The sequence below is a fragment of the Enterobacter sp. SA187 genome (assembly GCF_001888805.2).
In the GTDB taxonomy this organism is placed as follows: domain Bacteria; phylum Pseudomonadota; class Gammaproteobacteria; order Enterobacterales; family Enterobacteriaceae; genus Enterobacter_D.
Genome location: NZ_CP019113.1, coordinates 1,203,266 through 1,219,069, shown reverse-complemented (window position 1 = coordinate 1,219,069; position 15,804 = coordinate 1,203,266). Strand labels below are relative to the sequence as shown.

Annotated in this window: 11 protein-coding genes; 5 read left to right on the top strand and 6 right to left on the bottom strand. The window is 57.6% G+C overall.

All coding sequences use genetic code 11. The features are described 5' to 3' along the window. Nucleotides 1–45: 45 nt before the first annotated feature. From BMF08_RS05920 to BMF08_RS05905, 4 genes are all read right to left on the bottom strand, one after another. Complete coding sequence (locus BMF08_RS05920; protein ID WP_072571371.1) at nt 46–1,311, bottom strand: MFS transporter; 1,266 nt, start codon at nt 1,309–1,311, stop codon at nt 46–48. Between the two features lie 41 nt (nt 1,312–1,352). Next, on the bottom strand, nt 1,353–3,476 hold the full coding sequence (locus BMF08_RS05915) for an alpha-galactosidase (RefSeq protein ID WP_072571372.1): 2,124 nt from the start codon (nt 3,474–3,476) through the stop codon (nt 1,353–1,355). Nucleotides 3,477–3,589: 113 nt separating this feature from the next. Then, nucleotides 3,590–4,585, bottom strand: a complete 996-nt coding sequence (locus tag BMF08_RS05910) for a LacI family DNA-binding transcriptional regulator (protein WP_072571373.1) — start codon at nt 4,583–4,585, stop codon at nt 3,590–3,592. Between the two features lie 126 nt (nt 4,586–4,711). Beyond that, a complete protein-coding gene (locus BMF08_RS05905; protein WP_072571374.1) occupies nt 4,712–6,112 on the bottom strand; it encodes a carbohydrate porin in 1,401 nt (466 codons plus the stop codon). Between the two features lie 547 nt (nt 6,113–6,659). Here BMF08_RS05905 and BMF08_RS05900 point away from each other — a divergent pair. The 4 genes from BMF08_RS05900 to BMF08_RS05885 are packed head-to-tail and all read left to right on the top strand — an operon-like array spanning nt 6,660 to nt 11,353. Further along, nucleotides 6,660–7,106, top strand: coding sequence for a PTS fructose transporter subunit IIA (locus tag BMF08_RS05900; protein WP_072571375.1), 447 nt, complete (start codon nt 6,660–6,662; stop codon nt 7,104–7,106). Nucleotides 7,107–7,116: 10 nt separating this feature from the next. Continuing rightward, nucleotides 7,117–8,562, top strand: a complete 1,446-nt coding sequence (locus tag BMF08_RS05895) for a PTS fructose-like transporter subunit IIBC (protein ID WP_072571376.1) — start codon at nt 7,117–7,119, stop codon at nt 8,560–8,562. Further along, entirely contained in the window at nt 8,552–9,613 is a 1,062-nt protein-coding gene (locus BMF08_RS05890; RefSeq protein ID WP_072571377.1) for an aminopeptidase, read from the top strand. Before BMF08_RS05895 ends, BMF08_RS05890 begins: the two co-directional genes overlap by 11 nt. 9 nt (nt 9,614–9,622) lie before the next feature. Next, entirely contained in the window at nt 9,623–11,353 is a 1,731-nt protein-coding gene (locus tag BMF08_RS05885) for a putative frv operon regulatory protein (RefSeq protein ID WP_072571378.1), read from the top strand. A 55-nt stretch (nt 11,354–11,408) separates the two neighbouring features. Here the strand turns inward: BMF08_RS05885 and BMF08_RS05880 are convergent, their stop codons facing one another. Next, nucleotides 11,409–11,621 carry a YdgH/BhsA/McbA-like domain containing protein gene (locus BMF08_RS05880; protein ID WP_072571379.1) on the bottom strand — a complete coding sequence of 71 codons (213 nt, stop codon included), beginning with the start codon at nt 11,619–11,621 and terminating at the stop codon, nt 11,409–11,411. Between the two features lie 130 nt (nt 11,622–11,751). Further along, on the bottom strand, nt 11,752–12,555 hold the full coding sequence (gene fdhD / locus BMF08_RS05875) for a formate dehydrogenase accessory sulfurtransferase FdhD (RefSeq protein ID WP_072571380.1): 804 nt from the start codon (nt 12,553–12,555) through the stop codon (nt 11,752–11,754). A gap of 190 nt (nt 12,556–12,745) precedes the next feature. Between fdhD and fdnG the strand changes: the two genes are divergently transcribed. Further along, complete coding sequence (gene fdnG, locus BMF08_RS05870) at nt 12,746–15,796, top strand: formate dehydrogenase-N subunit alpha (protein ID WP_105310574.1); 3,051 nt, start codon at nt 12,746–12,748, stop codon at nt 15,794–15,796. The last annotated feature ends 8 nt before the right edge of the window (nt 15,797–15,804 follow it).

The following is a 15,804-nucleotide window of genomic DNA, read 5'->3' as shown; positions in this document are numbered from 1 at the left end:
CACAGTCCACGGCGTTAAATTCCGTTTTTAACGCCGTGCATTCGCTCATCGCTCAGCGACGCTGCCCGCCATGCGGCCAAACATCGGTTTGCCGGTCAGCGTAAAGGCGGAGAGGAGCGTCACCACCAGCACGATGCTGCCGAGGATCAGATAGGTGTCCTGGAAGCCAATACGGTCATACATATTTCCCGCAAAAGCCGACAGGAAAATCGCCGCCATCTGTTTGGCAAAGTTAAAGCCAATCAGATAGATGGTGGCGGACAGGCGAGTGTCGAACACGCCGGTGATGTATTTAAATGCGCCAACCAACAGGAACGGCACTTCCAGCGCGTGCAGCATTTTCAGCGCCACCACTTCCACCACGGTGGTGGCGAAGGCCGAGCCGATAATACGCGTGGTCATGATCGCCCCGGCAATCAGCAGGGTATTTTTCGCGCCGATGCGGTTAATGATCCACGGCGAGCAGAACATGATGATGGCGTTGCACATTTCCCCGGCGGTGGTCGCAAAACCGAAGGCCTGGGTGCCCGCCTGCGGCGTGGCGAAGAAAGACTTAAAGAAGGTGGCAAACTGCTGGTCGAACACGTCATACACGCAGGCGACGCCAATCACATAGAGGATAAACATCCACATTTTGCGCTGGCGGAACAGGCTGAAGACCATTTTCGCGCTGATTTGCGGCTGGTTGGCCCCCAGCGCATTCATCACCTGCGCGGTCTGGTTTTGCTGCGGTCGGGCGATAAGCAGTAACAGCATCAGCATCAGGGCCGCCGCCGAACCCATCCAGAATACCCATTCCGGATTGACGCTGAACAGCATCCCCGCCGTCGAGGCGCACAGGCCCCAGCCGAGACAGCCGAACATTCGCGCTTTGCCATACTCAAAATGGCTGTTACGGCTGACGCGCTCCACATAGGCTTCGATCGCCCCGGACCCTGCCGAGAAGACAAAGCCGATGTAGATCCCGCCGCTCAGCGCCCCCAGCCAGATATTGGTTTTCAGCAGCGGCGCGAAGACGTAGAGGAAAAAGGGGGCGAATAAAAACAGCAGTACCGAGATCACCCACAGCAAGTTTTTCTTCAGGCCGAGCTTATCGGAGATCACCCCCAGCACCGGCTGAAAAGCGATGGCAAACAGCGAGACGCAGGAGAAGACGATGCCGGTTTCTGTTTTGGTCAGGCCGATAATGTCGGACAACCAGATGGGCAAAAACGGAAAGCAGGTCGCCATAATGAAAAAGTAGAGGAAGACGAACAGGCCAAAAATCCAGAAATTAGGGTTGTTTTTATGGGTACAGTCGGTGGTCTTCATGTTAATCCCTCAGCTACGGGCCGCGTGGCGGCCCTGCATGATCATACGCGTTCGAAACCAATCAGAATGGCGCTTTCCGGATCCAGCACCGGTAAGGCCAGCCCCGCCACCTTCAGCCATTCGCCGCTGACGGTTTGCTCTGTTGTCATCCACGCCGGGAGTTTGCGCATGGTATGGCCGCCCGCCCCGGTCAGCTGAATATTGGGATCGTCCAGCAGCCTGATGCGATAACGCGCGCCGCTATCCAGACCCGGCACCCGCAACGGCATCATCAGGCTGTAATCCGGCATCGCCAGCTGGCTGACCAGGAACAGCCCTTGCTGCTGATCCTGACTGACCACGCCCACCACCTGAGTCGTGGCATCCGGCATATCCACCCGCCACTGGTTGCCGGAATGAATGAGCCCCCGCCACTGCTTATAGAGCGCGGCGTAATGGCGATAGCCTGCGCGTTCCTCTTCACCGGCGCTCACCGGATCCAGCTCCAGCCCCATGTGCCCGAACAGCGCCGTCAGACCGCGAAAAGCAATGCTGTGCTGGCGGAAGGTAGCATGACAGTGACGATTGCCGATGTGCGCACCCATCACTTCCGGCGGGAAGAAGTAGCTCATGCCGCGCTGAATAGTATTACGCTCCAGCGCATCGTTGTTGTCGGAGGGCCAGAAACGGTGGCAGCGGGTCAGCACTTCATAATCAATACGCCCACCACCGGAGGCGCAGGACTCAAATTCCACGTGCGGGAAGCGACTGCGCAGGGCATCGAACAGTCGATAATACTGGCGGGTTTGCGCATCGGCGGCGGCTTTGCCCTGATGCGCAGGCTGCACCAGCTCGCGGTTCATGTCCCACTTCACATAGTCGATATCATGCTCGCCCAGCAGCCAGCTCATGCGTTCCAGCAGGTAATCAAAAGCTTCCGCAATGTTCAGATTCAGCACCAGCTGATGGCGGCCAGTGGCCTGCGGGTAGCCAGGCATTGCCAGTACCCACTCCGGATGGGCACGATAGAGATCGGCATTGGGGTTGATCATTTCCGGCTCGATCCAGATGCCGAACTCCATGCCGAGATTTTTGACATGGTCGATAACCGGCTTCAGACCATCGGGGTATTTTTGCTCGTCGAGATACCAGTCCCCCAGCGCCGCGCGGTCGTCATTGCGGCCTTTGAACCAGCCATCATCAATAATAAACCGCTCAACGCCAAGCGCCGCCGCTTCGTCCGCCATCTGCATGATATAGGCCGGGGAGTGGTTGAAATAGATGCCTTCCCAGGTGTTGAGGTGCACCGGACGCGGCTTCTCCTGCGGAAAGCGGATCAGCTCCCCGCGCAGGAAATGATGATATTGCTGGCTCATACCATTCAGCCCGGCCGCTGAATAGCTGGCGTACAACCACGGCGTCCACAGGGTATCGCCTTCGGCGAGCGCCATTTCTCCCGGCAGATAGAGCGCCTCCGCCTGCAAATAGCGACGGCCGTCAGTTTTCACTTCGCAGCGCATACGGTGGTTGCCGCTCCAGCCGAGATGCGCGCCCCACACCTCGCCCTGCATTTCGCTGAAGGCCTGGCTGCCGGCAATCAGCGCCGGGAAATGTTCGTGAGAACTGCGCCCGCGGCGGCTTTCCAGCACAAAGCTGTCGTGCGTCAGCGTGACGCGGTGCGGCTGAAATTCGCGGATCCAGCGGCCATGGAACGCCATCACCTCCTGCGCATGCCCGGCTACCGGCAATGTCACCGCCAGGCGATCCACCTGCCAGTTTCCCGCGCGGTTATTGGTCAGCCCGTGGCGAATTTTCAGCACGCCGCTGGCCGACAGGGCAATTTCGCTGCGCAGTTGCAGACCCGCCTGCGCGTCTTCGCTGGTGATGATCAGCGTCTGGTTATGCTGCTCCACCTGAGTAGTGGTAAACACCGGGGAACCGTCGAGGCCGTTGCGGTGGCCTTCAATGCCCGGCGAACCAAAAAGGCCATGGCCCGGCTCCGCCATCAGCGTGATCGGAGCGTCGACGTCCAGTTTTCCATTGGCGACAGGACGTTCAAGACTGGCTGCGTCCTGCGGCGAAAAGTCGGCAAGATGCGTGCCCCAGTAAAGAATTTCGGCGAACGGACGGGTTTTGATTACCACATCCACGGTGGCGCTTTGCAGGCGTAAAATCGACTTTTCCATGCATCATCTCCTGAGTATTGATGATGTCATCGTTGATCCGAAACGTTTCGGATGCCAACCAAAACGATTCGGATTTGTGATCGGCGTGGGAATTTACCGTAAAGAAAGGTGAGTCAGGCGGTGACGCCCGGACGGAATTCCGGCTGCCACAGTACCTGTAATGTGGCGAGATCGTCACCGGCAATCAGCCGCCGTACCATTCCGGCGATCTGACGGCCCACGCCCTGACGGGTGGACTGGATCACCGCCGCCACGTCCAGGTCGACAATGCTGTCGGCGGGCAGCCCGTCGTAGACGATCAGCGCGACGCGGTTGTCGCCCGTCAAGCGTCCGGCCTGCGCCAGCGCCATCGCCGCGCCGTCGCCGTGGGTGTTGCAGTCGGTGATAATGGCAGTGGGCGGCTGCGGCAGCGCCAGCAGTTCGCGCGTGGCGTTATAGCCTGCCCGGCGCGACGGCGGCATGACGCGCAGCCATTCACGGGAGAGGCCGCTTTCATTGAGCGCGTTGAGATAGCCGTTTCGCCGCTGGGTGATAAAAGCCTGGGTGTTGTTTTCCCCCAGCAGCGCAATACGCTGGTGACCCTGGTCAATCAGATGGCGGGTGGCGCGCCAGGTACCGGCATGATTATCGAAATCAAACCAGGCGTAAGGCTCGGAGAGCTGGCTGCGGCCCAGCGCCAGAAAAGGGAAACGCGCCGCCTGCAACTGCTCCAGACGCGGGTCGTTATCCAGCGTGTGGGCGACAATCAGCGCGTCCACGCGGCGACTCTGCACCATGCGCATATAGCTGTGCTTGTCCGCCAGATCGTCATCGGCAATCAGCAGCAGGTCGATTTCATGCTGCGCCAGTTCATGGCTGATCTCCCCCACCATATCCATGAAAACACTGTTATTAAGCGGTACGGGATGCACCGGAAATACCAGCCCGACGGCGTCGATTTTGCCCATTTTCAGGCGGCGGGCGAAGGTATTGGGACGATACCCCCGGCGCTGCGCTTCAGCCTCCACGCGGGCGCGCGTTTCCTGCGAAACATCGTCATAACCGTTCAGGGCGCGGCTGACGGTAGTTACCGACAGGCCCAGTTCTTTGGCGATAGCTTTTAACGACATAATTTTCCGTGTCAGAGGCTGAAGAATGCCGCTAGTGTCCCGCAACCTTATCAGGCCGTCCAGCCTCAAAATAAGCGCAAAAAAATGCCTGCGGGTGAAGGCAGGCATTTTCTGGCTTACGACAACTCAGAAATAGTATTTGAAGCGCACGCGCGCGCCGTAACGATCGTCGTCGTTATTGCTGCTGTTATCCACCGTGTCGCTGTCGAGAATGGAGTAGTAGGTCCCCAGATAGATATTAAAGTTCTTCATATTCATCACGTTCGGGATCTGATAAGAAGCAAAAATGGTGTGAATATCGTAAGTGCCTTCATCAAGGACGAAGTTGTCATCGTCGCCGATCACGCCGTCATAATCGGTGATTTTGTTATGGGCATAGACATAACCCAGCTCGAAGCGTTTCCACAGGGCGTTGATCCCGGCGCTGAAGTCCTGTTCATCCGTGGCGTCCATGTAGGCGCTGGTCAGGTTCACCACCACGCCGTTTTCCGGATCGGTTTTCAGCCCGTCCCAGGCCATACGCAGACCATAACCGGTGCGGTCAGACTGATCGACAAATTCACCCTGGCTATTAGTGTAACCGTAGGCGTTATTCACCACGTTGGTTTCCACGGCTGCCGCAAAGGTAAGTTCATCCTGCGACCAGGCAATCACCGGGCGCAGATAGGCGACGTTTTTCTGCTGTTCCATTTCACGGCCATGATAGAGCCTGCCGTCACCATCATCGTTATACAGCGAGGTGCCATCTTCCAGCAGCGTGTTCAGCTCGAAATACCAGTTGTCGATCTGCTTGCTCATCATAAAGCTACCGCCCGCATCGGAACGTCCGCGACCCTCTTTCATCATATAGATGTAGCCGCTGGTGTCGTCGTAGAGGTCGTTGGCGGTATTACCGGAATGCTCAACAAAGGTATCCTGATTGAGCGGGAACATGTCGAAGGCTTCGAAGCGCCCGACCTTCACTTTCCAGTCATTTTCCTGACCAAAGAAGAAAACGGCGTCATCAAGATCCATGGAGCCGGTCATGTCTGCCAGCGGCTGGGCGGAGAAACCGGCGAAATAGCCGTTATCCATTTTCCGCATGCCGTCAAAACCCACCAGAATACGGCCATTCAGGTCCCATTGTTCATTGGTGGGATCGTTGACGTTGGCATTGGTCATCGCCACCAGGCCATGTTTACTTTCGGCATCCATGTTGAATTCCACGTCGCCGTAAACTTTGATATCGCCATAGCCGGACAGCACCAGGTTCGGCGTGGCGGCATTGTTTTTCAGATCCTCCGCCGGTTGTTGGCCGTTTACCGGCGTGTTGCCCTGCGCCGCTTTAAGTTCGTTAATTTCCGCCGCCTGCTGCGTTTTTAATTGCTGCACCTGGCTTTCTGCCGCCGCCGCGCGGTTTTCCGCTGCCGCCAGACGTTCTTCAAGCTGCTGTAAACGCGCTTCAATACTGCTGGTGCTGGTTTTTGCCCAGCCCGAACCCGCAACCATACTTAACCCTATCGCCACTGCCAGGAGTGTTTTCTTCATTATTTGCATTCCTTGAAATAAAGTAGAGTTCGGTGTTGCTGTAATAAGCAACGCCGTGAGGTAATGGATATTTGCGATGAATAATATTTTTTATTTATTGATTAAAACGAAGCATAGAATTAATGAATATACTTACCACTATTCCTGTTCCGTAATATTATCAATACAGGCGCGAAAAATAGTATGCCCGCACCATGCTGATGTAAACGCTTACAATATAAGGATCGTGAGCGGGATAACATAAGCCGTAAAATTGCAATACTGCCCGGCGATAACTCATATGACAGCTAAATAAATACTAAGTTATTTATCAGACTGCTCCGGCAATTATTTATTTTTAATATGGTCGGGCTAATTAAAGGAAGCAGTAACTATTCGGGAAATTAATAATCTCTGTGATCAGCGAACGGATAAATAAACTGTGCCCCTTCCCGCAAATTTACCTTTTTGCTGCATGAAATATGTCATGCCCGGCGGACATATCTCCGCTCAGCGCCCTGCCCGCGGCCCCTTACAATCAGGTGAACGAGATCAACGGAGTGAAAAGATGGCGCACCTCACCGCAGACTGCATCAACCTCAACATCAGCGGCAACAGCGCCTATTCGGTGCTGAAAGCGCTGGCGGATATGGCCGAAAAACAGGGAGTTATCACCGATCGCAACGCCTTTTTACAAACCCTGCTGCTGCGCGAAAAAATGCACTCCACGGGCTTTGGCGCGGGCATTGCAGTGCCGCACGGCAAAAGCGCCTGCGTCACGCGGCCTTTCGTGCTCTTTGCCCGCAAAGCGCAGGGCGTCGACTGGCAGGCCAGCGATGACGAACCCGTAAACTGCTGGATTTGCCTCGGCGTGCCGCAGGCTGGGGAAGAGGATCAGGTGAAAATGATCGGCACCCTGTGCCGCAAACTCATTCACGCGGATTTTATCGCACAGCTCAAACAGGGCGACAGCAGCCAGATCCTCACGCTGCTTAATCAGACCCTGGGTGAATAAGGAGCCTTCCATGGAGACATCGTTACGCCTGGTGGCGATCACCAACTGCCCTGCCGGGATTGCGCACACATACATGGTGGCGGAAGCGCTGGAGCAGAAAGCCCGCGCCCTTGGCCACAGTATGCAGGTGGAGACCCAGGGTGCCAGCGGCGTGGAAAACCGTCTCAGCGATGAGGCTATTCGCGCGGCGGATTACGTCATTATTGCCACCGGACGCGGCCTGAGCGCCGACGATCGTGCGCGCTTCGCGGGCAAGCGGGTGTACCAGATCCCTATCTCGCAGGCGCTCAAAAATATCGACCAGATCTTTACCGACTTACCGGCGCAATCGCAGCTTTTCGAAGCGGATAGCAGCGTGAAGCTTGGCAAACAGGAGGTGCAGCAGGGCAGCGTGATGAGCCACCTGATGGCGGGTGTTTCTGCCGCGCTGCCCTTTGTGATCGGCGGCGGTATTCTGGTCGCCATCGCTAATATGCTGGTGCAGATGGGGCTGCCCTATACCGATATGGCGAAAGGCGCACCCTCTTTTACCTGGGTGGTGGAATCCATCGGCTATCTGGGCTTTACCTTTATGATCCCGGTGATGGGGGCCTATATCGCCGCCTCTATCGCCGACAAACCCGCCTTCGCCCCCGCGTTTCTGGTCTGCTATCTGGCGAATGATAAAGGCCTGCTGGGCACGCAGTCCGGCGCGGGTTTTCTCGGCGCGGTGGTGCTGGGGCTGGCGATAGGCTATTTCGTACTGTGGTTCCGCAAAGTTAAGCTCGGCAAGGCGTTACAGCCGCTGCTCGGCTCAATGCTTATCCCTTTCATCACGCTGCTGGTTTTCGGCGTGCTGACCTATTACGTGGTCGGCCCGGTGATGTCCGACATCATGGGCGGCCTGCTGCATTTCCTGAATACCATTCCGCCGTCGATGAAGCTTGGCGCGGCCTTTCTGGTGGGCGCGATGCTGGCGTTCGACATGGGCGGGCCGATCAACAAAACCGCGTGGTTCTTCTGCTTTTCGCTGCTGGAAAAACACATTTATGACTGGTACGCCATAGTCGGCGTGGTGGCGCTGATGCCGCCCGTCGCGGCGGGCATTGCCACTTATCTCGCGCCAAAACTGTTTACCACGCAGGAAAAAGCCGCCGCCAGTAGCGCCATCGTGGTGGGCGCCACCGTCGCCACCGAACCGGCCATTCCCTATGCGCTGGCCGCGCCGCTGCCGATGATTACTGCCAATACGATCTCCGGCGGCATTACCGGCATGCTGGTGATCGGCTTCGGGCTGCAACGCCTCGCGCCGGGGCTGGGGGTGTTTGATCCGCTGATTGGCCTGATGTCTCCGGCGGGCTCCTTTTACCTGGTGCTGGGATGCGGGTTGATGCTGAATATCGTGCTGATCATTTTATTGAAAGGATTGTGGCTGAAACGTAAAGCCGCGCGACAGGAGGTTGCCCGTGAACACTGAATTACTGAAAAACCTGTGCGAAGCCAGCGCCGTCAGCGGCGATGAGCAGGAAGTGCGGCAGCTACTGATCGCCGCGCTGACGCCCCACGTCGATGACATCGCCTTTGACGGGCTGGGCAGCCTGATCGCCCGCAAAGGCACGCGCGGCCCGAAAGTGGCGGTGGTCGGCCATATGGATGAAGTCGGTTTTATGGTGACCCATATCAGCGAGCAGGGATTTATCCGCTTCGACACTATCGGCAGCTGGTGGAGCCAGTCGATGCTCAATCATCGCGTCACCATCCGCACCCGCCACGGCGAGAAAATCCCCGGCGTGATCGGCTCCGTCGCCCCCCACGCGCTCTCTGAAAAACAGAAGCAGCAGCCGCTGACCTTTGACGAGATGTTCATTGATATCGGAGCGGCAAGCGGCAATGAGGTAAAAAGCCGCGGCATCGCCATTGGCGATTTTATCTGCCCGGAGGCGAATTTCGCCCGCTGGGGCGAGGACAAAATCGTCGGCAAAGCGCTGGATAACCGCGCGGGCTGCGCGCTGATGGCGGAACTGCTGGCCTGCGTGAATAACCCGGACATCACGCTGTACGGCGTCGGCAGCGTCGAAGAAGAGGTTGGCCTGCGCGGGGCGCAAACCTCGGCAGAATGCATCAAACCGGATGTGGTGATCGTTCTGGATACCGCCGTGGCGGGAGATGTGCCGGGGATCGACAGCATCAAATACCCGCTGCGGCTGGGGGATGGCCCGGCGATGATGCTGTTCGATAAGCGCTATTTTCCGAACCAGAAACTGGTGCAGGCAGTAAAAGCGAGCGCGATGCGCAGCAATACGCCGCTTCAGTGCTGCACCATGAAAACCGGAGCGACGGACGGCGGACGCTATAACGTGATGGGCGGCGGGCGGCCCGTGGTGGCGCTCTGTCTGCCGACGCGCTATCTGCATGCCACCAGCGGCATGATATCCGCGCGGGATTACGCCGCCACCCTGACGCTGGTGCGCGATCTGCTGTTATCGCTGAATGCCGAAACCGTCCGCGCGCTGGCGGATTTTCACTGAGAACGCCTGATGCTCAACGAACGCCAGCTTGCCGTGCTGGAACATCTGGAAAACCAGCCGCTGACGCTGGCGGAACTGGCGCGGCGGGCAGGCGTGTCGACGCGTACGCTGTTACGCGATGTGGATTACCTTAATCTGACGCTCAGCGGCCGGGCGCGCCTCGTCACCACCGGTAACGCCACCTGGCAGCTGGAAATTTTCGATCGCGCCAGCTATTTCCGGCTGTTGCAGCGCCACGACAACGACGATCGTCTGCTGGCGGTGCTGCTGCTTAACGCCTGTACCACCCGCCGCCAGCTGGCGGAGGCGCTTAACCTGCCGGAAACCTGGATCGGCGATAAGCTGGCGCGTCTGAAACAGCGCTGTGAAAAGCGCTTTACCATCGCCGCACGTCCCGGCGCGGGCTATTTTATTGCGGAGCCGGAAATGAAGCGGGTGCTAATTCTCGCCAGCCTGCTGAAAAAAGATCCCGCTCTGCTGGCGCTGCATGGCCGCTTTTCCACTGCGGGCGACGCGGTGGCGCTGGCGGCGTACCCTGATATTCCCCGCGATTATCTCTCCGGCATAATTCTGGCGGTGTATGCCCTGCGCCACCGGCTCGACGCCCCGCCGCCCGTCGGCGTCAGCGATGCGCTCGCCGCCTCTGTCAACGCTATGGGCCTGTCGCTGCATCTGCCTGCGCTGCAAACCCTGACAGCTATTCTGGATACGCTGCAATCCCGCGCCAGTAAACTCACTCCGCAGCGCATTGCAGCATTGCTGGAGCAGGTGCGCGATAACCATCCGCCCGCCATTATCGACGCCACGCTGATTGACAATCTTACCGGGCATTTAATTCGCTGCGCCGCCACGCCGGTGTGGTTGACGGAAAGCCGCCAGAGCAGCCTTAACACGCTCAAAGCCGCCTGGCCCGCCGCCTTTGATATGAGCATCCGCTTTATCGCCCTGCTACGCGAACAGCTGGACGTGACGGTGTTCGACAGCGATCTTATCGGCCTCTATTTTGCCTGTAGCCTGGAGCGCAACCAGACCGAACGCCAGCCACTGGTCCTGTTATCCGATCAGAACGCCATCGCCACCATCAACAAGATGGCCATCGAGCGCGAGGTGCTGAACTGCCGGGTGGTGATCGCCCGCAGCCTGAGTGAAGCAGACGAGTTGCTGCACAGCCTGTCGCCGGTGTGCATTATCAACAACAGCCATTTTCGCCCTGACGACAGCTTCAAAAACTGTCTGACCCTCAAAAACATGATCGGGCCTGCGGGGATCGCGCAAATAAAAGACGTGGTGGAAACGGCGTTCATCCGCCAGAACCTCAACCGGCTGTTTCCGTCGCAGGGCAGTTTTCATTATGTGAATACGCCGTCGCAAAGCTGGAGCGCGATCATGCAGGCGGTATGCGGGCGACTCAGGGCGGCGGCGCGCATAAGCGAAGATGAAGCGGTGCGGCTGTGTGAACGTGAGCAGGAGGGCGAGAATTTGATCGTCAATCAGCTTGCCGTTCCCCACTGCTGGAGCGAGCATCGGGCGGCTTTTTGCGGCTATTTTATTACGCTGGCCCATCCGGTCATCATTAATCACGAGCCGGTGGCGCATATGCTGATTGCCTGTGCGAGCGCAACGGCGCGACAGGAGCTGAAAATTTTTAGTTTTCTGGCAAGCGTGATGCATCGTTATCCGGCACAGCGGATCGCGGCATTAGCGGGTTATGAGGAGTTTATGGCGTTGATGCAGGCGTAATACGGGGCGGGAAGCCCGTCCCCGCTCAGCAGAGCAGGGACAGCAGCTTTGGGACTTATTTATTCAGTTCGGCGGTCATGTGGATCTGGTTACCGGTGTAAGCTTCGGTAATTTTGTAAGACGATGCGCCAGCCTGTTGCGCTTTAGCCGCGATTTGCGCTTCTGCACCGGACAGCGTGGTGGCGGTGGCGGTCACTGACTGGGCAGCGAAAGCACCGAAAGAAGCGGTAAGAGCGGCAACTGCAACTAAAGTTTTGATGTTTTTCATGATGACTATCCTTCAGGTTAATTTGTTGGGATAAGGCGTCTCGCCTTGATGTGATAAATACTAGACCTGTTTATCCCCAACGAATAGCGGAAGGATTTGCCGATAAACTTCAAAATTTTTGACGTTCTTTTCAGAGGCCTTTCAGGCGCTGCGGATGGGTGTAAATCGTCGCCCTGCCCGGCTTGCAAAATCCCACCAGCGTCAGATTGCAGCGCTCCGCGACCTCAACCGCCAGCGTGGTCGCCGCGGAGACGGCAAAGAGGATCTCAATGCCGCACATGGCGGATTTCTGCACCATTTCATAGCTGGCACGACTGGAAACCAGCGCCGCGCCTGGCCGCCAGGCTTCACCTTCCTGCGCCCGACGCCCGAGCAGTTTGTCCAGCGCCACATGCCGCCCCACATCTTCATGCCCGCCCGCCAGTTCCCCGGACGGCAGCAGCCAGGCCGCCGCATGGGTACAGCCGGTCAGTTTGCCCACCGGCTGGAAATCGGTGAGATGGCGCAGGGCGTCATCCAGCAGGGCAAGATCAAAGGTCTGGGTAAAGGGCAGCGGCGCGACCGGCTTGCCGATGTCATTGAGCTGCTCCACGCCGCACACGCCGCAGCCGGTGCGCCCGGCCAGCGCCCGACGACGCTCCTTCAGCCCCATAAAGCGGCGGCTGGAGAGTTCGATTTGCACTTCCAGACCGTTGCAGACCGGCACCACGTCCATGCCGTAGATCTCGTTCGGCGCCTCAATAATCCCTTCCGATAACGAAAAGCCGAGGGCGAACAGCGGCAGATCTTTGGGCGAGGCCATCATCACCACGTGGGAGATGCCATTATATACCAGCGCGACGGGCACCTCTTCTGCCAGCACGTCGGGCTGTGAATGATGCAAATCCTCACGCTTCCACAGCGCGACGGATCGGGATCCGATGAGAGCAGTCACATTTTCCTCTTAATTTACGGCACAAATTGTTCACTAATTGTTAACCAAGCCGGAACAGGCCTAATTACAATGTGGTATTCTTCCGGTAATCCCCGCCTCAAAACAGGGGATCCCGTAATTCTGAACCTTTGCGGCGCCTGCCGCAAAGTATAAGTACGTGAGTAAATGTCGAAATAACGAAGGAGTGACCATGCAGGTCAGCAGAAGGCAGTTCTTTAAGATCTGCGCTGGCGGTATGGCAGGCACGACGGCAGCAGCGCTGGGCTTTGCCCCTGGCGTAGCGCTGGCGGAAACGCGGCAGTATAAACTGTTGCGCACCCGCGAAACCCGAAACACCTGCACATATTGCTCTGTCGGCTGTGGGCTGTTGATGTACAGCCTCGGCGACGGCGCGAAAAACGCGAAAGCTTCCATTTTCCATATCGAAGGCGACCCGGATCATCCGGTAAACCGCGGCGCACTGTGCCCGAAAGGCGCAGGTCTGGTGGACTTTATCCACTCCGAATCGCGCCTGAAATATCCGGAATATCGCGCACCAGGTTCTGATAAATGGCAGCGTATCAGCTGGGAAGAGGCGTTTGATCGCATCGCTAAGCTGATGAAAGAAGATCGTGATGCCAACTATATTGCGAAAAACGCAGAAGGCACCACCGTCAACCGTTGGCTCTCGACCGGTATGCTTTGCGCATCCGCCGCCAGCAACGAAACCGGCTATTTATCCCAGAAATTTACCCGCGCACTCGGCATGTTAGCCGTCGATAACCAGGCGCGTGTCTGACACGGACCAACGGTAGCAAGTCTTGCTCCAACATTTGGTCGCGGTGCGATGACCAACCACTGGGTCGACATGAAGAACGCCAACCTCATCGTGGTGATGGGTGGAAATGCGGCAGAAGCGCATCCGGTGGGATTCCGCTGGGCGATGGAAGCCAAAATCCATAACGGCGCGAAGCTGATTGTGATTGATCCGCGCTTTACGCGCACGGCCTCGGTCGCCGATTTCTATGCACCGATCCGCCCCGGTACTGACATCGCCTTCCTGTCAGGCGTGATCCTGTACCTGCTGAACAACGAAAAATACAACCGCGAATATACCGAAGCCTATACCAACGCCAGCCTGATCGTGCGTGAAGATTTCGGCTTCGACGATGGCCTGTTTACCGGTTATGACCCGGAAAAACGCCAGTACGACCGCGCGACCTGGAACTACGAGCTGGATGAACGCGGCTTTGCGAAACGCGACACCACGCTGACGCATCCGCGCTGCGTATGGAACATGATGAAAAAACACGTCTCCCGCTACACGCCGGACGTGGTTGAAAACATCTGCGGTACGCCAAAAGCCGACTTCCTGAAAGTCTGCGAATACATTGCGGAAACCAGCGCGCACGATAAGACCGCCTCCTTCCTGTATGCCCTCGGCTGGACGCAACACTCCGTCGGCGCGCAGAACATCCGTACGATGGCGATGATCCAGCTGCTGCTCGGCAACATGGGGATGGCAGGCGGCGGCGTTAACGCTCTGCGCGGTCACTCCAACATTCAGGGTCTGACCGACCTCGGCTTGTTGACGCAAAGCCTGCCGGGTTACATGACGCTGCCGAATGATAAACAAGCCGATCTGCAAACTTATCTGGCGGGTAACACCACCAAACCGCTGCTGGAAAATCAGGTCAACTACTGGAGCAACTACCCGAAATTCTTCGTCTCGCTGATGAAGGCCTTCTATGGCGACAAAGCGACGGCAGAGAACAACTGGGGCTTTGACTGGTTGCCGAAGTGGGATAAAGGCTACGACGTTCTGCAATATTTCGAGATGATGAACGAGGGCAAGGTCAACGGCTATCTTTGCCAGGGCTTTAACCCGGTCGCCTCTTTCCCTAATAAAAACAAAGTGATCGCGTCGCTGTCGAAACTGAAATTCCTGGTGACTATCGATCCGCTGAACACCGAAACCTCTACTTTCTGGCAGAACCACGGTGAGCAGAACGATGTGGATCCGTCCACCATTCAGACCGAAGTGTTCCGTCTGCCGTCCACCTGCTTCGCGGAAGAAAACGGCTCTATCGTTAACTCCGGTCGCTGGCTGCAATGGCACTGGAAAGGCGCGGACGCCCCCGGCGAAGCGTTGAATGACGGCGAGATCCTGGCGGGTATTTTCATGCGTCTGCGCAAGATGTACGCCGCAGAAGGCGGGGCGAATCCGGAACAGGTGCTGAACATGTCCTGGAACTACCTGACGCCGGAAAACCCGTCGGCGGAAGAAGTGGCCATGGAAAGCAACGGCAAAGCGCTGGCGGATATTATCGATCCGGTCACCGGCGATGTGCTGGCGAAAAAAGGCAACCAGTTGAGTTCCTTTGCGCACCTGCGTGACGATGGCACCACCTCCAGCGGCTGCTGGATCTTCGCCGGTAGCTGGACGCCGGATGGCAACCAGATGGCGCGCCGCGATAACGCCGATCCATCGGGCCTCGGCAATACGCTGGGCTGGGCATGGGCGTGGCCGCTGAACCGCCGCATCCTGTATAACCGCGCCTCCGCGGACCCGCAGGGTAAACCCTGGGATCCGAAACGCCAGCTGTTGTCTTATGCCAACGGCAAGTGGGTCGGGGCCGATATTCCGGACTACAACACCGCGCCGCCGGGCAGCGATGTGGGCCCGTTTATCATGTTGCAGGAAGGTGTGGGCCGTCTGTTCGCGATGGACAAAATGGCCGAAGGTCCGTTCCCGGAACACTACGAGCCGTTTGAAACGCCGCTGGGCACTAACCCGTTGCACCCGAAAGTGATTTCTAACCCGGCCGCCCGTATCTTTAAAGGCGACGCGGATGCGTTAGGAAAAGCGGATAAGTTCCCGTATGTCGGCACCACGTACCGTCTGACCGAGCATTTCCACTACTGGACCAAGCACGCATTGCTGAATGCCATTGCGCAGCCGGAGCAGTTCGTGGAGATCGGCGAGAAACTGGCGGGCAAGCTGGGCATCGCCCAGGGCGATACCGTGCGCGTCTCTTCTAACCGTGGCTATATCAAAGCCAAAGCGGTGGTGACGAAACGTATTCGTACCCTGAACGTGAACGGTCAGCAGGTCGACACCATCGGCATCCCGATCCACTGGGGTTATCAGGGCGTGGCGAAGAAAGGCTTTATCGCCAACACGCTGACGCCGTTTGTCGGTGATGCAAACACGCAAACGCCGGAGTTTAAGGCGTTCCTGGTGAACGTGGAAAAGGTGTAACGGAGACG